Annotated in this window: 16 protein-coding genes; 10 read left to right on the plus strand and 6 right to left on the minus strand. The window is 66.3% G+C overall.

The features are described 5' to 3' along the window. The 4 genes from VSX79_RS18025 to VSX79_RS18040 are packed head-to-tail and all read left to right on the plus strand — an operon-like array spanning window position 1 to window position 2,506. Entirely contained in the window at window positions 1-300 is a 300-nt protein-coding gene (locus VSX79_RS18025) for a YggT family protein (RefSeq protein ID WP_179498882.1), read from the plus strand. Between the two features lie 3 nt (window positions 301-303). Then, window positions 304-1,212 (plus strand): bifunctional methylenetetrahydrofolate dehydrogenase/methenyltetrahydrofolate cyclohydrolase FolD, encoded by a 909-nt coding sequence (folD, locus tag VSX79_RS18030; RefSeq protein WP_179497969.1) that lies wholly within the window; start codon window positions 304-306, stop codon window positions 1,210-1,212. Next, window positions 1,212-1,880 (plus strand): hypothetical protein, encoded by a 669-nt coding sequence (locus VSX79_RS18035; protein WP_179497971.1) that lies wholly within the window; start codon window positions 1,212-1,214, stop codon window positions 1,878-1,880. The genes folD and VSX79_RS18035 overlap by 1 nt, the downstream gene beginning before the upstream one ends. Continuing rightward, complete coding sequence (locus tag VSX79_RS18040) at window positions 1,877-2,506, plus strand: MarC family protein (RefSeq protein WP_179497973.1); 630 nt, start codon at window positions 1,877-1,879, stop codon at window positions 2,504-2,506. Before VSX79_RS18035 ends, VSX79_RS18040 begins: the two co-directional genes overlap by 4 nt. A 50-nt stretch (window positions 2,507-2,556) precedes the next feature. Here the strand turns inward: VSX79_RS18040 and VSX79_RS18045 are convergent, their stop codons facing one another. After that, window positions 2,557-3,246 (minus strand): OmpA family protein, encoded by a 690-nt coding sequence (locus tag VSX79_RS18045; RefSeq protein ID WP_179497974.1) that lies wholly within the window; start codon window positions 3,244-3,246, stop codon window positions 2,557-2,559. 220 nt (window positions 3,247-3,466) lie between these two features. On the opposite strand from VSX79_RS18045, the gene VSX79_RS18050 reads away from it, so the two are divergent. Then, entirely contained in the window at window positions 3,467-4,789 is a 1,323-nt protein-coding gene (locus VSX79_RS18050; RefSeq protein ID WP_179497976.1) for a hemolysin family protein, read from the plus strand. Window positions 4,790-5,156: 367 nt separating this feature from the next. Here VSX79_RS18050 and VSX79_RS18055 read toward each other — a convergent pair whose 3' ends face one another. From VSX79_RS18055 to VSX79_RS18075, 5 genes are all read right to left on the minus strand, one after another. Continuing rightward, window positions 5,157-6,713, minus strand: a complete 1,557-nt coding sequence (locus tag VSX79_RS18055) for an amino acid permease (RefSeq protein WP_179497978.1) — start codon at window positions 6,711-6,713, stop codon at window positions 5,157-5,159. Window positions 6,714-6,816: 103 nt separating this feature from the next. Next, complete coding sequence (gene pbpC, locus VSX79_RS18060; RefSeq protein WP_326914016.1) at window positions 6,817-8,958, minus strand: penicillin-binding protein 1C; 2,142 nt, start codon at window positions 8,956-8,958, stop codon at window positions 6,817-6,819. Window positions 8,959-9,131: 173 nt separating this feature from the next. Next, a complete protein-coding gene (locus VSX79_RS18065) occupies window positions 9,132-14,975 on the minus strand; it encodes an alpha-2-macroglobulin family protein (RefSeq protein WP_326914017.1) in 5,844 nt (1,947 codons plus the stop codon). A 138-nt stretch (window positions 14,976-15,113) separates the two neighbouring features. After that, window positions 15,114-15,491 (minus strand): histidine triad nucleotide-binding protein, encoded by a 378-nt coding sequence (locus tag VSX79_RS18070; protein ID WP_179497984.1) that lies wholly within the window; start codon window positions 15,489-15,491, stop codon window positions 15,114-15,116. A gap of 11 nt (window positions 15,492-15,502) precedes the next feature. Continuing rightward, on the minus strand, window positions 15,503-15,823 hold the full coding sequence (locus VSX79_RS18075; protein ID WP_447954398.1) for a phosphoribosyl-ATP diphosphatase: 321 nt from the start codon (window positions 15,821-15,823) through the stop codon (window positions 15,503-15,505). A 182-nt stretch (window positions 15,824-16,005) separates the two neighbouring features. Here VSX79_RS18075 and VSX79_RS18080 point away from each other — a divergent pair, with 182 nt between their 5' ends. From VSX79_RS18080 to VSX79_RS18100, 5 genes are all read left to right on the plus strand, one after another. Beyond that, a complete protein-coding gene (locus VSX79_RS18080) occupies window positions 16,006-19,095 on the plus strand; it encodes a TonB-dependent receptor domain-containing protein (protein WP_326914018.1) in 3,090 nt (1,029 codons plus the stop codon). A gap of 183 nt (window positions 19,096-19,278) precedes the next feature. Continuing rightward, window positions 19,279-19,983, plus strand: coding sequence for a uracil-DNA glycosylase (ung, locus tag VSX79_RS18085; RefSeq protein ID WP_326914019.1), 705 nt, complete (start codon window positions 19,279-19,281; stop codon window positions 19,981-19,983). A gap of 10 nt (window positions 19,984-19,993) precedes the next feature. Next, a complete protein-coding gene (locus tag VSX79_RS18090; protein ID WP_326914020.1) occupies window positions 19,994-20,752 on the plus strand; it encodes a sulfite exporter TauE/SafE family protein in 759 nt (252 codons plus the stop codon). Window positions 20,753-20,829: 77 nt separating this feature from the next. Beyond that, window positions 20,830-20,961: a hypothetical protein gene (locus VSX79_RS18095; protein WP_257018259.1), complete on the plus strand. Its 132-nt coding sequence runs from the start codon at window positions 20,830-20,832 to the stop codon at window positions 20,959-20,961. Between the two features lie 20 nt (window positions 20,962-20,981). Beyond that, on the plus strand, window positions 20,982-21,263 hold the full coding sequence (locus VSX79_RS18100; protein WP_326914021.1) for a DUF427 domain-containing protein: 282 nt from the start codon (window positions 20,982-20,984) through the stop codon (window positions 21,261-21,263). The last annotated feature ends 10 nt before the right edge of the window (window positions 21,264-21,273 follow it).

The raw sequence follows: 21,273 nt of genomic DNA on the forward strand, positions 1-21,273 counted from the left end.
ATGCTTCTCGATATTCTGTCGATCCTGCTCAACATCCTCTGGTGGATCATCATCGTCCAGGCCGTGATGTCGTGGCTGATCGCGTTCAACGTCATCAACACGCACAATGATTTCGTGGGGCAGCTCTGGCACGTCCTCGACCGGATCACCGAGCCGCTGTACCGCCCGTTCCGGCGCATCATGCCCGATTTCGGAGGCATCGACCTGACGCCGATGGTGGTGCTGATCTTGCTCATCATCATCCAGGGCCCGGTCATGGCCTATCTGTACCGGCTCGGCGTCCAGACCGGGATGGCCTGACGCATGACAGGTTCCGTACCCGCCACCAAATCGATCGACGGCAAGGCCTTCGCCGCGGGCTTGCGCGCGCGGATCGCCGACGCGGTTCCGGCGTTTCGCGCGGCGACGGGGCGAGCGCCGGGGCTTGCCGTGGTTCTTGTCGGCGACGATCCGGCGAGCGCGGTCTATGTCGGGTCGAAAGGCAAGGCGACGGTCGCGGCGGGAATGGAAAGCTTCGAGCACCGCCTGCCCGCTACCGCGACGCAGGATGAGGTCGAAGCGCTGCTCGCGGCGCTCAACGCCGACGAGGCGGTTGACGGCATCCTCCTGCAACTCCCGCTCCCCGGCCATCTCGACGAACAGGCGGCGGTTGCGACGATCGACCCCGACAAGGATGTCGACGGGCTGACCCCGGTCAGCGCGGGCCGCCTCGCGCTCGGCATAGCTGGAATGGTGCCCTGCACGCCCTACGGCTGTCTGCTGCTGCTCCAGGACCGGCTCGGCGACCTGTCGGGCAAGGACGCGATCGTCGTCGGGCGCTCGATCCTCGTCGGCAAGCCGATGGGGCAATTGCTGCTCGGCGCCAATTGCACCGTGACGATGGCGCATAGCCGCACCCGCGACCTGCCCGACCTCGTTCGCCGCGCCGATATCGTCGTCGCCGCGGTCGGCCGCGCCGAAATGGTGAAGGGCGACTGGATCAAACCCGGCGCGATCGTGATCGACGTTGGCATCAACCGTCTGCCGCCCGCGCAGGGCGAAGCCAAGGGGCGGCTCGTCGGCGACGTCGACTATGCCGCGGCGGCGGCGGTGGCCGATGCGATCACGCCGGTGCCCGGCGGCGTCGGTCCCATGACCATCGCATGCCTGCTGCGCAACACGCTGGTCGCCGCGCATCGCCGCGCGGGCCTTGCCGATCCCGAGGGTTTTTGATGCGCCAACTGCTCTTTCCCGCGCTGGCACTGATGCTTGCGGGCTGTACAGGGTCGGCCGACGATTTCCGCAACCGGCCGCTCGCCGCCAACCCCAGCGCGTTCATCGCCGCCGAGATCGGCTTCGCGAGGCTCGCGCAGGAAAAAGGGCAATGGACCGCGTTCCGCGAAACGTCGCATCCCGATGCCGTTATGTTCGTGCCCGAGCGGGTGAAGGCGCGCGACTGGCTGAAATCGCAAAAGGACCCTGCCGAGGCGGTGAAGTGGCAACCGCACGCCGTCTATGTCAGCTGCGACGGGAATAGCGGCGTTACGACCGGCGCCTGGCAAAAGGGGCCGGCGAACGGCTTTTTCACCACTGTCTGGACGCGCGATGAAAAGGGTCGGCTCAGCTGGATTCTCGACCATGGCGATGCGCTGACGACACCGCGCGAAGCACCCGACTTCATCGCATCAAAGCTCGGGGTCTGCGGTTCGCGGCCCGCCGTGCCGATCGAGGCGGGCGGCGAGGGCGAGGATATGGCCGTCGGCCTTTCCGGCGACCAGACGCTCAGCTGGACCTCGACCGTCCGCGCCGACAAGTCGCGCCGCGTCACGATCCGCCTGTGGGACGGCAAGGAAATGGCTACCGTCGTCGACGATCAGGTCGCGGCACCGAAGCGGCCATGATCGACCTTTTCATCTCGGCCTTCGTTACGTTGTTCGTCGTGATCGATCCGCCGGGCTGCGCGCCGATCTACGCCAGCCTGACCACCGGCGCCAGCGCGCAGCAGCGCCGCTCGATGGCGATCCGTGCGACGATCATCGCCGGCCTGATCCTCGTCTTTTTCGCGATGTTCGGCGAAGCCTTGCTCAGCTTCCTCCATATCGATCTCGACAGTTTCCGCATCGCGGGCGGCATCATGTTGTTCATCATCGCGATCGACATGGTGTTCGAAAAGCGCACCGAACGTCGCGAACAGCGTGCCGAGAAGGTCATGGCCACCCCCGAGATCGAGGATGTGTCGGTCTTTCCGATGGCGATGCCGATGCTCGCGGGGCCGGGGTCGATCGCCTCGGTGATGTTGCTCGTGTCGCAGAATAACGGGCTTGAGCGGGCTTTCGTCATCTTTGGCGCGCTGCTGCTCGTGCTGCTGCTGACGCTCGCGGCGCTGCTTGCGGCAGGGCCGCTGATGCGCCTCATCGGGAACAAGGGTGAGGCTGTAATCACGCGCCTGCTTGGCGTGCTGCTTGCGGCGCTCGCGGCGCAATTCGTGATCGACGGGCTGAAAGCCAGCTTCCCGAGCCTGACATAAAAGGGGCGCCGTCTCAGCGGCGCCCCTTCCTCTCCACGGGGTCGAGCCGGTTATTGCGCGGCGTTGACGTCGGCCTGCGTGACCGGCGCGATGCGGATTTCGACGCGGCGGTTGCACTGATAGTCGGCCTCGCTCTGCTCGGGCGAGCATTTGAGCTGCGATTCGCCATAGCCTAGCGTCGCCATGCGCGCGCGCTGGATGCCGCGGCCCGCCAGATAATCGGCGACCGATGCGGCGCGGCGTTCGGACAGCCCTTGGTTATAGGTATCGCTGCCGGTCGAATCGGTGTGGCCGTAAACGTCGATATAGGTGCTCGGATATTCGGCGAGCGTCGAGGCGACATTGTCGAGCGCGCTGCGGAACTGCGACTTCACCATCGCGCTGTTGAGGTCGAAGGTCACGTCGCCCGGCATGTTGAGCACAAGCTGGTCGCCCTGACGCTCGACGTCGATGCCGGTGCCCGCCGTGCGTTCGCGCAGCTTCTTTTCCTGCTGGTCCATATAATAGCCGACACCTGCGCCTGCGACCGCGCCGATGCCCGCCCCGACAATTTCCTCGGTGCGGCTGTTCTTGCCGCCGATCAGGTCGCCGAGCAGATAGCCACCTAGCGCGCCGCCGACACCGCCGATCGCGGCTTTCGATATTTTCCTTTCCCCGGTCACCGGGTCGGTGACGCAACCGGTCAGCGCGATTGCGCCGATGCTGGTCAAAATGGTGAGCTTGATTGTCCTGCTGTTCATTTGTCGCTCCCTTTATCCGGCGGATGCTGTTGGTCCTCTGCATCCCGCGCCTGTGTGCCGATAACATATGGCCGGCGATCTGGTTCCCGAAATCGACTGAATGGCGGCTGAGCAGGGCGTTCAGCCGTGCGCCATTGTGTAATGTCCCGGCTTTCGCCTATAGGGAGGATATGACCGAAGCTGACAGGGGCCGGGCGCCGCCGCGCCGTACGACCGCCCAATGACCCCTTTTCCCTGGTCGGATGTTGTGATCATCCTGATCCTCGTCCTCTTGAATGGCGTTTTCGCCATGTCCGAGCTTGCGATCGTTTCGTCGCGCGACCCGCGCCTTCAAGCGGCCGAAAAGCGCGGCAGCCGGGGCGCAAAAATCGCGCGACAGCTCGCTTCCGACCCGGGCCGCTTCCTGTCGACGGTGCAGGTCGGAATCACGCTCATCGGCGTGCTTACCGGTGCCTATTCAGGGGCGAGTCTGGGACAGCCGGTCGCCGACCGGCTCGCCGCGTGGCTGGGGCTCGAGGCCGATACCGCCGAGGCGGCAGGTTTTGCCACCGTCATCGCGCTCACCACCTATATCTCGCTGATCGCGGGCGAACTGGTGCCCAAACAATTCGCGCTTCGCGCGCCCGAGCCTATCGCGATCTTCATGGCGGTGCCGATGATCTGGCTGTCGAAGATCGCGGCCCCCCTCGTCTGGCTGCTCGACAATAGTTCGGCGCTCGTGTTCCGCCTGCTCGGCCTCAATCGCGAATCGGAAGACCGGGTGACCGCCGAGGAACTGCACCTGATCGTCGCCGAGGCCTCGAAATCGGGAGTGATCGAGGAGAGCGAGCGCGCGATCATCTCGGGCGTGGTGCGCCTCGCCGACCGGCCGGTGCGCGAAGTGATGACGCCGCGCAAGGATGTCGACTGGGTCGATATCTCGCTCGACGCGCGCGGGGTGCGCGACAAATTGCTCGAAACCCCGCACAGCCGCCTGCCGGTCGCGCGCGGGTCGGTCGACGACATCGTCGGTGTCGTCCAGGCACGCGATATCGCCGCGGCACTGTTTCAGGGCGAGACGCTCGACCTTGAGCAGTTGATGCGCCCCGCCAAGGTCATCCACGACCAGATCGACGCAATGGACGCGCTCGAAGCCTTGCGCGTTGCCGAGGTGCCGATGCTGCTCGTTCACGATGAATATGGCCATTTCGACGGGCTGGTGACTCCCGCCGACCTGCTCTCGGCGATCGCGGGCGAATTTGCGTCGGACCAGGACATCGGCAGCGAGCCTTTCGTCGTTGAACGCGACGACGGCAGCCTGCTGATCGCCGGATCGATGCCCGCCGACCAGATGGCCGAGCGGCTTGGCATCGAGCTGGGCGAGGATCGCGACTACGCGACCGCTGCGGGCCATGTTCTCGCGATCCTGAAGCATCTGCCGACCGAAGGCGAGAAGTTCACCGACAGGGGTTGGCGTTTCGAGATCATCGACATGGACGGGCGCAAGATCGACAAGCTGCTCGTCACCGAGATCAGCAAACCGAAGGACGAAGGCTCGGGGTAAGTCCGGCTCTAAGCCATAATGGACCCGCCCGGGGGACCGGGCCGTTGCTTCGGGCGCATGGAAGAAACAGCGCTGCGCGGTCGGCAGCCAGCCGCGGCCGCGTTGGCGCTGCTGCCGAACGGGCAAGGCGAGGGGATTACCGGCTTTGGGGTGGGGAAATGCGGTTCCTCTCTTTCCGTTCGTGCCGAGCGAAGTCGAGACACCCATCGACGCGACGCATAGCCCGAGGGGCATCTCGACTTCGCTCGATGCGAACGGAGTTGGGAGGCTGATATCAGCATTCGGTCGGGAAGCTGCCGCGGTGCATGATTGCAGCGCGAAGAAGAAAGGGGGCCGAAGCCCCCTTTCCCTATGATCGTCCGAACCGTCAGTTGAACGAGGGTGCCGGCGGAACCGGCGGCGGCGGCGCGTCGCTGTCGTCCTCGTGAACCTCGATGATGCCGCGACCGACGTGGCTCTTGCGATAGCCATAGAGGAAATAGAGCACGAGGCCGATGGCGCCCCATACCGGCAGAACCATCTTCGCGTCGAAGGGCAGATTCATGTAAAGGCCGAGCGTGCCGAGGACGGCGAGCGGTGCGACGACCCAGATGAGCGGCGTACGGAACGGCCGATGGCGACCCGGATCCTTGATGCGCAGGATCAGCACCGCGATCGCCACCATGAAGAAGGCGAAGAGCGTCCCCGAGTTCGAAATGTCGGCAAGCTTGCCGACGGGCAGGAAGGCGGCGAAACAAGCGACGGCAACGCCGGTGATCATCGTCACGATGTGCGGAGTCTTCCACTTCGGATGGATCGTCGCGAGCTTTTCGGGCAGCAAACCGTCGCGCGCCATCACGAAGAAGATGCGCGTCTGACCGAACAGCATGATCAGGATCACCGACGGCAGCGCCAGGAAGGCGGCAATGCCGATCGCATTGCCGATCGCGGGATAGCCGACTTGGCGCAGCACGTGCGCCAAGGCTTCACGCGAACAGACCAGGGGCTCCTGACCCATGGCGGCGAGCGAGGCGCAGCGTTCCGCGAGCGCCGTCGAACCGGGCGAGAGGATCTCGCCGGCGGCTCCGTTTACCGGCTGGGCGCCCATCGTACCGATCGCGCCGGCGGCGACGAGGAGATAGAAGATGGTGCAGATACCGAGCGAGGCGATGAGCCCGATCGGCACGTTGCGTTGCGGATTCTTGGTTTCTTCGGCGGCGGTCGAAACCGCGTCAAAGCCGACGTAAGCGAAAAAGATCGAGGCGGCCGCGCCGACCGCGCCGAGTCCCGCCGTCTGGCCGAACCAGCCATTGGGCATGAAAGGATCGAAATTCTGGCCCTTCATCATGGGCAGCGTCAGGACGATGAACAAGGTCAGCGCGGTGACCTTGATGACCACGAGAACCGCATTCACGCGGGCGCTTTCGGTCGTACCGATCATCAGCAGCCAGGTAACCAGCAACGCGATGACCAGCGCCGGCAGGTTGACTATGCCGCCCGCATAGGGCCCGACGGTCAACTCCATCGGCAAGTCAATACCTGCGTTCGCGAGCAATCCGACGAAATAGCCCGACCAGCCGACCGACACCGCCGAAGCGGCGACCGCATATTCGAGGATCAACGCCCAGCCGACCGTCCAGGCGAGCAATTCACCCATCACGGCATAGGTATAAGTATAGGCGCTACCCGAAACCGGCACCATCGAGGCCAGCTCCGAATAGCAGAGCGCCGCGACGACGCAGACGAGCCCCGCGATCACGAAGCTCCACATCATGCCCGGGCCTGCCTTTTGAGCAGCTTCGGCGGTCAGGACGAAGATGCCGGTGCCGATGATGGCGCCGATGCCCAGCATGGTGAGCTGGAAGGCACCGAGTGTTCGATGAAGCGACTTTTTCTCGGCAGTGGCCAAGATGGCGTCGAGTGATTTGACGCGGCCAAATATCATGTAGATGTCCCCTTTGGGGCCCGGTGCGGGCCCGTCTCCTGGCGGGGCAGACTAGCCGCTCTACACGTCAGCGCAACTTAATTTCAGACATGTGACACGCACTTTATCGCACGGTGAAGCGGACCCGATCGATCATCCGCCCGCCCGGGTCGACGAGCGCGAGCATATGGATGCCGGGACGCGGCAATATCTGCTGTCCCGCATCGGCATCGCCCAGCAATGTCTTGTCGAGAATCAACCGGTAGCCCGCAACGTCGCCGCTGACCGCGACCGCGAGCCGCTGGCGGTTCAATGGAATGTCGGGGTCAAGCGCATAGACACTGCCGCTGACCGGGCTGGTGATGCGTGGACGGCGCGCGACGTGGGGCGCCGCGGCCATTTCGGTTTGCGCAGTGCCGGCGAGAAAATATTCGCGGCGTGGCGGTTCGCGAGTGCCTGGAAGGGTGATCTGGCGCGCTTCGACGCCTTCGGGCATCGTCGGCGGCTTGCCGGGATGGCCGGCGTGGAGGGCGAGCATCACGTCGCGCCACACGGGAGCGGCGCCCGAGGTGCCCGAGACGGCGCGCATCGAATCGCCCTCGAGATTACCGACCCACACCGCGACGGTGAAGCGGTCGGTGAAGCCGACGCACCAATTGTCGCGCATGCCTTTCGAGGTGCCGGTCTTGGCGGCCGCCCAAAAGGGGAGGCGGAGCGCGCTGTCGGCGCCGAAGGCGTCGGCGCGGGCCGAGGCGTCGGCGAGGATGTCGCCGACGATGAAGGCGGCAGCGGGGTTGACGATCTGGCGCGCAACTTCTCGATCGTTGCGCACATCGAGGAAGTGGACTTGTGACCACTTGCCCATATTCGCTAATGTTCTGAAGGCGTTGGCTTGTTCTACGAGCGAAACTTCGGCGGAGCCCAGCGCCAGCGAGAATCCGTAATATTCGCCGTCCTCGACGAGGCCGTGGTAGCCGAGCGCCCAGAGGCGGTCGCGGAATTGCTGGACGTCGTCGATGACGAGGGCGCGGACGGCGGGGACGTTGAGCGAGCTGGCAAGTGCGTGGCGGACGCTGACCGGGCCCTTGAAGCTGTGGTCGTAGTTTTTGGGCACGTACAGTCCCGAGGCGGTGTCGAGCTGGACCGGGCTGTCGTCGAGGATCGAGGCGGCGGTGAGCCAGCCATGTTCGATCACTTGCGCATAGAGATGCGGTTTCAGCGTCGATCCCGCCTGCCGCCGGGCGTTGGCGCCGTCGACCGACGCGGCGGTCGATTTGAGGCCGACCCCGCCGACATAGGCGAGCACCTCACCGGTGGCATTGTCGAGCACGACGACCGCGCCGTCGCGGACGCGGTCGGCGCCGAGCCCGGCGAGTTGGCGGCGCAGCGCGACGATCGCCGCAGTCTGGATACGGCGGTCGATGGTGGTGGTGACGCGCTTGCCCGGCTTGTCGAGCAGGCGGACGGCGAGGTGGGGGGCGAGCGCGGGATCGAAGCGCGCGGCATGTTCGCCCGAAACGAGCGTCGCGGCGGCGGCGCGGATCGCGGCGCAATCCTTGGTTTGGGCGATGCGGCAGGCACGGCGGCCGAGCACTTCGGCGCTGGCGGCGGGGTTGGGGAGCAGGCCGGCGAAGAGCGCGGCGTCGGTGCGGGTCATTTCGGCGGGCTTCTTGCCGAACAGGCTTTGCGCGCCCGCGCCGATGCCCTGCGCCTCCCCGCGTAGCGGGAGGAGGTTGAAATAGGCCTCGAGCATTTCGTCGTGCGACCAGTTTGCCGCGAGCGCCTGTCCGGCGCGCATCTGGCGGAGCTTGGTGCGCCAGTCGCGTTTTCCCGGCTGCGCGAGGCCGGGGTCGAGGAAGGCGGCGAGCTGCATCGGCAGCGTCGAGGCGCCGCGCGAACGGTCGCCGGTCCGCCCCATCGTCAGGCGCGCGCGGATCGCGCTGGCGACCGCGAGCCAGTCGACCCCGCCGTGCGACCAGAAACGCCGGTCCTCGCTTTGCACGACGGCGGTGCGGACGGCGGGGCTGATGTCGTTGAGCGGCACCCAGGCGAGGCGGCGGCGTTCGAAATTGACGCGTTCGCTGTCGAGCAGCTGGCCGTCGCGATCGGTGAGCCAGGCTTCGCTTGGCTGCCATTCGGCGCGGACGGTGGCGTAGTCGGGCATCGCCGGTGGGCGGGTGAGAAGGTGGGCGATGGTGACGAGGATGAGCAGGGTGAGGGCGAGCCAGGCGAGAATGTCGCGCCAGCGGGATTTGCGGAGAGTCATTGATCGTGATGCCTAAACGATCCTCCCCGTGCCGAAGGCATGGGGAGGGGGACCATCCGCAGGATGGTGGAGGGGTTGCGGCGGTGGCGCCATAACCCCTCCGTCAGCGCTTCGCGCTGCCACCTCCCCATCGCTTCGCGACGGGGAGGATCTGGTTCGTCCGCAGCTCGTCATCACTGCCCGACACTCGCCACCGTCAGCGGGGCGTTCGGCCATTGGCCGCGGATCGCGGGCGAATACATCGCCTCGACGCGCGTCGGCGGCAGGGTGAAGCGGCCCGAGCCGTTCAATCGCACGACATATTCGACCGCGTGGGTGCCCGCGGGCATCCAGCCGAAATAGCCGCGCCAGCTGTCCTTGCCGCGTTCGACATAGCTTGGCTGCGCGCCCGATCCGCTCGCTTGGTCGGCGAGCATTTCGGACTGGCCGCCAAGGTTGCCGACGATCGTCGCGCCGGGGGCGATCGGGTCGTTGATCACGACCCACGTCCGGCCGGCGGCCGCGACGACCTCGATCCGTATCTTGATCACGTCGCCGCGCGTCAGCCGGTCCTTGTTCGCCGCCTTGACGATGCTGACCGAGCGCTTGATCCTGTAGCCGGCGTTGAGAGGTTCCTTGAGCGGGACCGCGGCCTTGACGCTGACGGTCGCCCATGGCGTGCCGGTGCCTTCATGCTTCAGGCTCATCGTTGCAGCGTTCAGCGCGACACGAAGCGGCGAGACGGGTTCGGTGGGAAGCGGCCAGCTTTGCGAGGCGGTGGCGCCGGCAAGGCCGATGGTAGTGACGCCGGTGATCGCGTTCGCCGGATACAGCTCGGCGAAGCGGCGGACGGTCACCGCGCCCCATGCGTTGGCGGGGGTGGTGTCCCAATGGCCGCGGCGCTGGCGCTGCGCGACGCCGACCATCAGCTTGCCCGCGTCATCTTCCCAGCCCTTGCGGCCGAGCACGGCTTCCAACGCCTTGATCGCCATTTCGTCGCCGCTGGTCATCATCCACCATGGCGCTTTCGCATCGTCGACAAGGTCGAGGCGCGTGCCTTCGTAGACGAGGCGCTTGCGCAGCTCGGCCTCGGCCGCTGTGCGCAGCGCGGGGGCACCCCGGACATTCGGCGTGCGTTCGATCGCGACGAGCCAGTCGGCGAGCGTGCCGGTCGCCATGTCGATCGGGGCGACGTCGATCGCCGACACCAGCTGCGCGCTCGACGCATTGTTGCGCGCGAGCGCCGCGAGCGCCGCGATGCGGACGGGGCGGATATCCCAGGGGCCATAGCCTTTGCGCGTTAGCCGTCCTTCGACGACCGCCTGCAACGCCTTGACCATCTTCGCTTTCGACGCCTCGGGGATCGCGAAGCCGTTTGCCGCGGTCACGCTCAGCACATAGGCGGTAAGCTCGATCGACCCTTCCATCCGCTCATTGGGCCAATAGCGGAGCAGCCCGTCACTATCGAGATAGGTCGGCATCGCGCCCGCGAGCGCCTGCCAGCCCCCGAGATCGCCGAGCGCGATCGCGCGCGAGGTCGATTGTTCGAAGCAATTATACGGATAGGCGCTCATATAATCGCGCACCCCCGACAAGGGCGGCGCGAGCGTGCCCGCGAGCGCGACGTCGACATAGCCGCCGGGCAGCGCGCCCGCCGGGATCGCGATCGGCAGCGTCGTGTTCGGGCCGACGCGGAACAGACTGGCGGCCCAGGTTTCGACCGGGATCGCGGGTTCGACCTGCTGCTGGAAGACGAGCCGGTCGCGCTGCTTGCCGCCCTTGGTGACCGCCTCGACCGTCCATTCGATCGGGCCAGTTTGTTCGGGCGCGGTCATCGACCAGCTGATCGGCACCGCGCCGCCCGCGGGGATCGTGACGGTGAGCGGCGGCGCGGTCGCGACGGCGGGCGACAGCGTCGGGGTCGCGGTGACCTCCATTGGCTTGTCGGTGCCGTTGCGCAGCGTGAAGCGCGCGTCATAGGTGTCGCCGGTGCGGACCAGTTCGGGCATGCCGGCAAAGACGCCGAGATCCTGCACGGTGCGGACGGTCGTTTCGCCGGTGCCGAAAAATTGCGATCCGTCGGTCGCGATCGCGACGAGGCGGAAGCCCGAGAGATTGTCGCTGAGCGGCACGTCGACCGTCGCGCGGCCCTTCGCATCGAGCGGGACGTTACCCTTCCACAGCAGGACCGGACGGAAATCTTCGCGGGTCAGACCCGACAGGTCACCGCCGCCGCCGCCGCCGGGTTCGAGCGCCTTGCGGCCATAATGGCGTTTGCCCACCACCTGCATCTGCGCGGTCGAGGTGAGCACGTCGAGCGTGCGTTCGCCCATCATCGCGTTCAGCACTTCCCAGCTTTCGTTGGGGGCGAGCTGGAGCAAGGCCTCGTCGACCGCGGCGAAGGCGACGTCGGCGTTCTTCGGCGCCTTGCCGCCGGGCGTCTTGACCTCGATCGCGACCTTCGCGGTTTCGCGGACCGAATATTTTTCCTTGTCGGCTTTCACCTTGACGCCGAGCTGATGGCCCTCCCAGCCGACCTTGATGCGCGCGATGCCCATGCGGTAGGCGGGCTTGGCAAGGTCGACCAGCGCGGTCGGCGGGGCGCCTTCGCTATTCTCGATTCTAAAGCCGGCCGCGCGCTTCAGCTTGCGGAACCAGCTTTCGCCGCCGGTGACGCGGCCACGCACCGCCATCACCGAGACATAGACGTCGGGGGCGTAGGTCGCGGGCAGCTTGACCTTGACGACGGGGTTGGTGCCTTTCAGCGGCACGACAAAGCTCGACAAGACGCCCTCGCGCTCGACGGTGACGAGCGCAGTCGCTTCGCGGAAGGGCATGCGGACCTGGAATTTCGCGGTGTCGCCCGCCGCATAGCGCGGCTGTTCGGCGATCACGTCCATACGATCGCCGTTGTCGCCGCCGAACCACCAGTCGTCGTCGCCCGCGAGCCAGACCGAGCGCACCGCGCGCGCTTCGTTGCCGTCGGCATCGACCGTCGTCGCAACGACCGTCACTTCGCCCGAAATGCCAGGCGCCATCGCGCAGCTCGCGCGGCCGAGCCGGTCGGTCGTCGCGCTGCACGTCGCATCGAGGCGCGTCGTACGCATCTGGTTGTCATAGGCGTAGAAGCCGCCGATCAGGCGCCGGCGCGCGGTGATGATCTCGCGATTATAGAGCGCGACCGCGACACGCTGGCCGCGGATCGGCTTGCCATCGAGGTCGAGCGCGATGAAATTGAGGCGGAGGTCGTTGTCGCGCATCAACCAGCCGTCGGTCTTAAGGCCCAGCCGAACGGCGGACGGATAGAGAGTAATGCGGCGGCTCGACGTCAGCGTCTCGCCATTCGCGTCTTCATAATCCATTTCGGCGGCCATCAGCGTCGGTTCGGTGATCGGCTGGTCGACCGTTATACTCGTCGTCGCAGTGCCGCTCGCGTCGAGCGTGAGCGGGACCGAGCGCGCGAGCGGCAGTTCGGCCGACGGCGTATCGCCGCTGTCGTCGAGCTGAACCACGCCTTCCTTCACCGGCTGGCCGTCGAAATCCCAGTCGCGATAATCTTCCGGCGGCGACCAGCTCGCGCGGAAATTGCTGCGCAGTTCGACCGGGATATTGGGGGCGGGGCCGCCCGAGAGATAGCCGACGAACAGGTTGAGCGGGACCGCAGCCGGGCGCACGAGCGCATTCTTCGGCCCGGTGATCGTCGCCTTCATCGTCGGCAGGCGATATTCGTCGACCCTGACCGACTGGTTCGTCCATATCGTCTTGTCCTCGCCATCCTTGTCTTTCGTCACGAAGACGAGTTCATAATCGCCCATCGGCGCCGAGGCGGGGACGTTCCATGTCGTCTCCCCGCTGCCGGTCGCGGCAATCGCGAAGGGCATTTCGAACTCGGTGTCGGAACCGCGGTGGACGAGGCGGAGCTTGCCCGCGAGCGCATCGGGGGTGCGAAAGCCGAGGCCGATCGGGCGGCGGAGTAGATGCTTCATATGGACGGCCTCGCCCGCTTTCACCAGCGCGCGGTCGAAGATTGTGTGGAGGATGTCCTCGCGTTCCGACCAGCCATAGGGGAGGTCGAAGTCATAGGGGCGGATGCCATCGCCCCAGTCGGTGAGGGTGAAGCTGAAATCGTCGCCCGCGCGGGCGCTGACCATCAGCGCATGGCCCTCGCTCTTGGTCGGATCGGGGGTTTCCTCGCAGCTCGAATAGGTTTCGGGCTGCGGCAAGCCGCCCGCGAAGGCGAGGCGGCCGGCCTTGTCGGCGGTGCCGCGTGCGAGCAGGCGGCCGGTGCAGCTGTCCGAGACGCGGATTTCGGCGCCCGAAACGGGAAGGCCGGTGTCGAGCGAGGTCACCCACGCGAGCGAGCCTTCGCGGCCCCATTTGAAATGCACCGCCATATTGGTGACGAGCGCGGCGGTCGCGACATAGCGCGTCGTCTTGCGGCCGAGCAGGGCGGCGCCGAGTTCGGGGCTGGCGATCTCGACGACATGGAATCCCTTTTCGGTGAGCGGGATGCCGACTACCTCGAATTCCTTGCCGCCGGCGGGGGGCGAGAGTTGCAGGTCGCGGCGTTCGCCGCCCGATGGAGCACCCGCGAACACCGATTTGGTGCCGGTGTAGTTGACCGTGACCTCTTTGCCGCTGCGGTCCTTTTCCTCGCGATAGTCGGTGTCGTCGGCGTCGTCGACGCGGCGAAGCCAGCGCGCGATCGCGGCATCGTCGTCGCTCACCCGAAGCGCGATCGCGGGCATTTTGAGGTTCGCCTGAACGAGCGCGCTTTCGACGCCGCGCACGGTGACGGGCAGCACGCCGCCTTCGCCGGCTTCGAGGATGCCGAATTCGGCGGCGAATTTGACCAAAGGCGGGGCGCGGTCGATGTGGAATTTCAGCGGGAAATTCGACTGGTTCTGCAGCTTACGGCCGCTCTGGTCGGTGACGTCGGCGGGCAGGACGAGCGTCGCGTCGACATTCTGCGGCAGCGGGCCGGTGAAGCGGACGGTGGTCAGCCAGTCGTCGTTTTTGTCATCATCGTCGATCCTCGGCGTCAGGCGCTTGCCGTCGGCGGTGTCGAGCGTCGCGGCGAGGATCGTGTCGCGCGGCACGGGTGAGGCGAAGCTCAGCACGACGTCCTTGATCGGATTGCACCCCGCCTGCGGATTGACGCGGCTGCACGACATTTTGGCGGTGAAGGCGGGGCGGACATCATAATCGAAACGCTGGTCGCGTCCCGCAGTGCGTCCGGGAACGCCAGCTTGTGAAATCCGCGCATCCCAGACGAGCGCCATCTCGCGCCCCGGTGGCAGCGGGCGGCGGCATTTGACGGGCACGATGCGGTCGAGCGCGGCGTCGCGGTCGGCGCCTACAGCGGGGAAGCGCTGCGGCAGGCCGGCGTCGGCGGTGAAGGACTGGCGCGACCAGTTGTTGTCGCCCAGCCCGGTCAGGATTTCGGTCGCGGTTTCGCGCGGCAGCACGTCGAGCGGGATTTTCTCGCCGATGCCGTCGACCGCGCAATAGCCGAAACGGCCGACCGAGGCGCGGTCGGCGGCGACGTTGGTCGCGACGAGGAAGACCTGCTCCTCCTCGATATCGCCGCCGAGACCTCCCGCGAGCACGGCGCGCGCCGAGGGGCCGCCGGTGTCGAGCGCGAAGCGGCTGTTGCCCGCGACCGCAACGCCGCGCGCGGTCTTGAGGCCGTCGCGCAGCTCGACGTGACAGGCGAGACCGCCGGGGAGCGGTTTGTCGAACTCGAGCACCCAGGTGCGCGTATCGACCCAGCGGCCCGACGAAGCGAGCTTGCAGTCGTTGGTCGCGGGCGCCGGCGCGCGGGGATCGCCGAGTGGGACCATGTCTTCGGAAAAGCGCAGCGTGAAACGGGTTATCGTGCCGTCGCCGGTGCCCGAACTGCCGGGGGTCGCGAGCGTGACCTGCGGCACCGTGTCGGCGGTGGCCGTCGCCGCCATCGCAAGCGCAAGGGGTGGGATCAGCGCCAGCTTTGCCTTGCCGCCCAGCCATGTAGCCAGCTTGCGCCATCCCCGCTGCATCGCTTCGTCTCCCCCTTTTGGCCCGGATCTTTATCCTGCTGGAAACAGGGGCAAGAGTCCACCCGTCGCCGTGCGTCGGGCACGGTTAGACGCACTTCGGAAATGGGCTGTGACCGCTGTCACCGACAGCGGCGAAATTCAGCGCGCGAGCATCGGCCCGAGCGGACGTCCGGCAAAAATATGGACGTGGAGGTGGGGGACTTCCTGATGGCTGTCGAGACCGACGTTCGCGAGCAGGCGGTAGCCCGGCGCGACGAGGCCCTGCTCGCGCGCGACCTTGCCCACCGCGCGGATAAAGCCCGCGATTTCGGCGTCGCTCCCGCGTTCGGAGAAGTCGTCCCAGCTGACATAGGGCCCTTTGGGGATCACGAGGATGTGCAAGGGCGCCTGCGGGTTGATGTCGTGGAAGGCGAGCGCATACTCGTCCTCATAAATGGTCTTCGCGGGCAGCTCGCCGCGCAGGATGCGGGCGAAGATGTTGCTGTCGTCATAAGGAAGCGTCGCGTCGATCGGCATGGGGAAAGCTCCTATTGGGGACGGCTGGCCTTTTCGGCGTGGCCCGAGGTGCCGTGGCGGCGGTCGAGCTCGGCGGCGATCATGTCCCAGCCGAGGCCGCGCGCGGCGAGCAGGATCGCGAGGTGGAAGATAAGGTCGCTCGCCTCGCCGACCAGCGCGGTATCGTCTTCGCTGACCGCGGCGATCACCGTTTCGACGGCTTCCTCGCCAAGCTTTTGCGCGATCTTGCCCCTTCCCTTCGCGGCGAGGTTCGCGACATAGGATGCGCCGGCGTCGCCCGCCGCGAGCCGGTCGTCGATAACCGCCTGCAGCCGTTCCAGCGTTTCGCCCATTGCCTTGGTCATTGCGCGATCCTTTCGGACGCGTGCGTAGCGGCGGGCGCCGCCCCCGACAAGCGACGAAGGGGGCCCCGCGAAAACTTACCGCGGCGTAAACCATATCGAAACGCCTTTTGGCTTAGTTTCCGTCGCGCCGGGGGGCGAGATCAACTTCTATTCGGACAAGGATGATGGAAATGGGCACCCGCTCCCAGGTGTTTTTGGCCCAGGTGTTTCTGGCCGCAACGGCCTCGCCGATTGCGCTCGCGGCATCGCCCGCGGCGGCGCAGACCGAGGGCGACGAGATTATCGTCACCGGATCGCGCATCGCGAAGAGCGAATTCACCAGCGCCGACCCGATCCAGATCATCGACCCCGAAACGGCGAAACTGCAGGGGCAGGTCCAGCTCGTCGACGTGCTGCGATCCACCCCGGCGGCGCAAGGGTCGATCCAGATCAATTCGGCGATCTCGAACCGGTTCGTCGCCAATGGCGGCAACGATGTGCAGACAGTGTCGCTGCGCGGGCTCGGCGCCGAGCGCACGCTGGTACTGATCAACGGCCGCCGTGCGGGGCCCGCGGGCATCCGCGGCGCGGTCGCGCCCTTCGACCTCAATGTGCTGCCGCTGTCAGTGGTGCGAGAGGTCCAGGTGCTCAAGACCGGCGCCTCGTCGATCTATGGCTCGGACGCCGTGGCGGGGGTGGTCAATATCCTGACCCGCGACGACCTCGACGGTTTCGAGGCGGGCGGTTTCTCATCGATCACCGAGCATGGCGGCGGCGAGAGCTATGGCGCGGACGCCAGCTTCGGCAAAAAGTTCGACCGGGGGCATATCTTTGCGACGGTCGATGTCTTCCGCCAGCAGAATCTGACGCGCCACGACCGCGGTTTCCTCTTTTGTTCGGAAGAATATCTGAAGCGCGAGGCCGATGGCAGCCGCGCCGATATCGTCGATTTCCGCACCGGGCATCCGGCGTGCAGCAGCACGCAGGCCAATATGATCGTCTTCAGCGATTTTTCGGGGGTCGATGAAAACGGTTTTCCGACCTTCGGCCCCGGGCTGATCGCGCCGAACGGGCAGGCGATTTTCGCGGGCCAATATGGCAATGAATATGCGGGGGTCGGCATCCCTATCAACGCCTATAATCCGATCGGGGTGTTCGGTCCCGCCGATTTCTTCGGGGTCAATTTCGACGGCCCGTCGACCGGCGCGCTCAACCAGTTCGAACCCGCCGAGCAGGATTCGGACGTATTCTCCGGCGTGCGCCGCGTCAGCGCGTTCGCCGAGGGCGCCTACGACGTCACCGACAGCATCACCGCCTATGGCGAATTCCTGTTCAGCAACCGCAAGTCGCATAACAACGGCGTCCAGCGGATCGAACTTCAGCAGTTCACCGGCGCGTCAATGCTGCCCTTTTTCCTGTGCGATCCGACGCAGTTCAACTGCGACCCGGGCGACCTCGGCGATCCGCTCAACGCCGAATTCGGCGGCAACCTCATCCTGCGCCCGCGCGTGCTTGTGAAGTCTGAAAGCCAAGCCGATGTCGATTATTATCGCGGCGTTCTCGGGCTGCGCGGCGATTTCGGGGCGGGGTGGAAATGGGATGTCCACGGCCAGCACAGCCGGTCGGACGCGAGCTATACGCAGGATGTCATCTATCAGGACGCGATCGCTTCGCAGACCTTGCGCACGCGATCGTGCGCGGGGACGACCACGGCGATTCGCGGCGCGGAGTGCATCGACATCGACTTCACCGATCCGCGCGTGCTGCGCGGCGATTTCACGCCTGCCGAACGTGTCTTCCTGATGGGCCGCGAGACGGGCCGCACCTTGTTCAAGCAGACTTCGGCCGAAGCGCTGCTCACCGGCAAGCTGTTCACCCTGCCCGCGGGATCCGTTGGCGTCGCGTTCGGCGCGAATATCCGCCGTGACGAGATCGACGACACGCCGGGCGAAGCGACGCTCGCCGGCAATGTCGCCAATTTCACGACCTCGGGTATCACCGCGGGGCATACCGTGTCGAAGGAAGTCTTCGGCGAGGTCGAAGTGCCGTTGCTCGAAGGCGTGCCTATGATCGAGCGGCTGACGCTGTCGGGCGCGGCGCGCTATACGCATGTCGAGGCGACATCGCGTACCGGCGCGCAGGACGGTTTCGGCGACACGACGTGGAAGGTCGGCGCCGACTGGGCGGTCACCGACTGGCTGCGTTTCCGCGGCACCTGGGGCACCTCTTTCCGTGCCCCCGCGCTGTTCGAATTGTTCCTGCAGGACCAGACGGGTTTCCTCGGCCAGCAGGACATCGATCCGTGCATCCAGACCGCAGCGCGGCTCGCGGCGGGCGCGATCAGCCAGCGCGTCTTCGACAATTGCGCCGCCGACGGCATCGCGCCGGACTATGCCGGCGGGATCGCCCCGGCGACGATCGTGTCGGGCGGCGGGCTTGGCCGGCTCGAGCCCGAAACCTCGACCGCGAAGACGGTGTCGGTCATCCTGACCCCCGATCTGTCGGGTGCGTTGTGGGGCGGGCTCAAGGCGCGCCTCGCCGTCGATTATTTCGACCTCAAGGTCAGGCAAGAGATTACGCTGCTCGGCGCGTCCAACATCCTCGCCGGCTGCTATGATTCGGACGATTTCACGAGCGAAGCCTTCTGCGGCCTGTTCACGCGCACCGCAGCCGGCCCCGACGCGCAGAGCGTCGCGAGCGTCACCGACCGCTATGTCAACATCAGCCGCCAGCGCAACCGCGGCGTCGACCTCTCGCTCGCGATCGATCAGGACCTCGGCAATATGGGATCGCTTGCCTTTCGCGCGCAGATGACGTGGCAGGTCGAGGACAAGGTCGAACTGTTCCCCGGCACCGAGATCGATGACAATGGCACGATCGGCAATCCGAAATGGGTCGGCGATTTCAACCTCGGCTGGACGAAGGACGCGTGGACGCTTTTCTATGGGCTCGACGTCATCGGCGCGGCATCGAACAGGAGGGACCTGCTCCGCGCGCAGGGCGGCGATGCGTGCCGCACGTCGAGCTTTCGTCCGGGCGGGCGTTTCTGCCCCGACGTCAGCGTGCCCGCGACCTTCTATCATTCGCTGTCGCTGAGCCGCGATGTGGCCGACCGTTTCCGCATCACGCTGGGGGTCGCCAACCTGTTCGACACGCCGCCGCCGCGCGTGTCGACGGTGGTGACCGCGACGCCGCCGGTGATCGGCCAGGCGCCGGCGTTCGGGACGCAGTACGACTACCTCGGGCGGCGCTTCTTCCTGGGCGTGCGCGGGAAGATTTAGAGTTCGGGCAGGTCGGCTTTTGGGGTAGGAAGCGGACATAAGCTCTCTCCCAAGGAGAGAGGCTTTACGGTCGCAACCGCTCGCTAGCGGACGTCCAAATTTGCGACGTGGATAATCGCGCCATCGAGGAGGACGGGGAACAGGGGCTGGACAAGCCCGCGCCGCTCTGGTGAAGCGCGCGGCATGGCCGAGGTCAAACTGCATCCCGACTGGCTCACCCGCATCGGCGGCGAGTTCGAGCAGCCCTATATGGCGACGCTGAGGCAATTCCTCGCCGACGAGCGCGCGAAGGGGAAGGCGATCTTTCCGCGCCCGCGCGACTGGTTCGCGGCGCTCGACGCGACGCCGCCGCAGGATGTGCGGGTCGTGATATTGGGGCAGGATCCCTATCACGGGCCGGGGCAGGCGCACGGGCTCTGCTTTTCGGTCCAGCCCGGCGTGCGCACGCCGCCGAGCCTCGTCAACATCTATAAGGAAATGCGGAGTGACCTCGGTATCGCGCCCGCTTCGCACGGTTATCTCAAACATTGGGCCGAACAGGGCGTGCTGTTGCTCAACAATTGCCTGACGGTCGAGGCGGGGATGGCGGCGTCGCATCAGGGCAAGGGGTGGGAGAAGTTCACCGACGCCGCGGTCGCCGCAGTCGCGGCCGATCCGGCGCCCAAGGTCTTCATCCTGTGGGGCAGCCACGCACAGAAAAAGGCGGCGAACGTGCCGGGTCTGGGCTCGGGAAGCCCGCACCTGATCCTGCGCGCGCCGCACCCCTCGCCGCTGTCGGCGCATAACGGCTTTTTCGGGTCGCGGCCGTTCAGTCAGGCGAACGCGTTTCTCGAAGGCCACGGGCGCGGCACGATCGACTGGCGCCTGCCGGACAATCCTGAAGCATGAACCGCGCGGCATGAGCATCCTGGCCGATCCGGCGACGCTGGCGATTCTGATCGTCGCGGTGGTGCTGCTCGGCATGGCGAAGGGCGGGCTCGCCGGGGTCGGCGCGCTGGCGACGCCGTTGGCTGCATTGGTGTTGCCGCCCGCGACCGCGGCGGCGCTGTTGCTGCCCGTGCTGATCGTGCAGGACGTGATCAGCGTCTGGTCGTTCCGCAAGACATGGGACGGCTGGATCATTGGCTGGATGCTCCCCGGCGCCGCGCTCGGCATCCTCGCGGGCTGGTATTATGCCGAACGGGTGAACGAAGCGCAGCTGATGGCGGCCTTGGGTGCGATCACGCTCGCCTTCGGCCTCTATCGCCTGTGGGTCGAGCGCGGCGGGCGGATCGTCGCCGCGTCGCAGTCGTCGGGCTGGGTCGGCAGCCTGTTCGGTTTCGCGACCGGGCTGACGAGCCAGATCGCGCACGCCGGCGGGCCGCCGTTCCAGATGTGGGTCACGCCGCGCCGCCTGCCGCACCTCGCCTTCATCGGGACGAGTTCGATCCTCTTCGCGCTGATCAACTGGATGAAGGTGCCCGCCTATCTCGCGCTCGGCGCCTTTCCGCACGAGGTGGTCGTCGCCGCGCTGCTGCTGATGCCGCTCGCGATCGTATCGACCCTTTTGACCGTGCGCTGGATGAAGCGGATGAACCCCGAACGCTTTTATGTGCTCATCTATATGCTGATGGTGCTGCTCGGCGCCAAGCTGCTGTGGGACGGGCTGGCCGGATAAGGGGCGACGGGCGCCGCGAAAGCGCGTAGGCTCGTCGCCGGCGGGCACAGGCGCCCGCCTTTTTCAAGGTATTGACCATGGCCAAGGGCCAGAAAAAATCGAACCGCGAAACCCGCAAGCCCAAGGCCGAAAAGCCGAAAAAGCCCAATGCGAGCAATCCTTCGACCAAGGTGGGGGTCGTCGCGGGGCTCGACAATATGAAGAAATAATCGCGCGCAAGGAGGCGGTCATGGTTCAGGCACGGTGGAACGGCGCGGTGATCGCCGACAGCGACGACACGGTCGTGATCGAGGGCAATCATTATTTCCCGCGCGCGGCGGTCGATGCCGCAGCCTTGTCCGATAGCGCGACGACGAGCCTGTGTCCGTGGAAAGGCATCGCGCATTATCATCATGTCACCATCGACGGACGGGTGAACGCGGACGCCGCCTGGTATTATCCCGACCCCAAGGAGGCCGCTGCCGCGATTGCGGACCGCATCGCCTTCTGGAAAGGCGTCGAGGTCGGCTGAGCCTTTCCTG

Source organism: Sphingopyxis chilensis (assembly GCF_035930445.1).
GTDB classification, from domain to species: Bacteria; Pseudomonadota; Alphaproteobacteria; order Sphingomonadales; family Sphingomonadaceae; genus Sphingopyxis; species Sphingopyxis chilensis.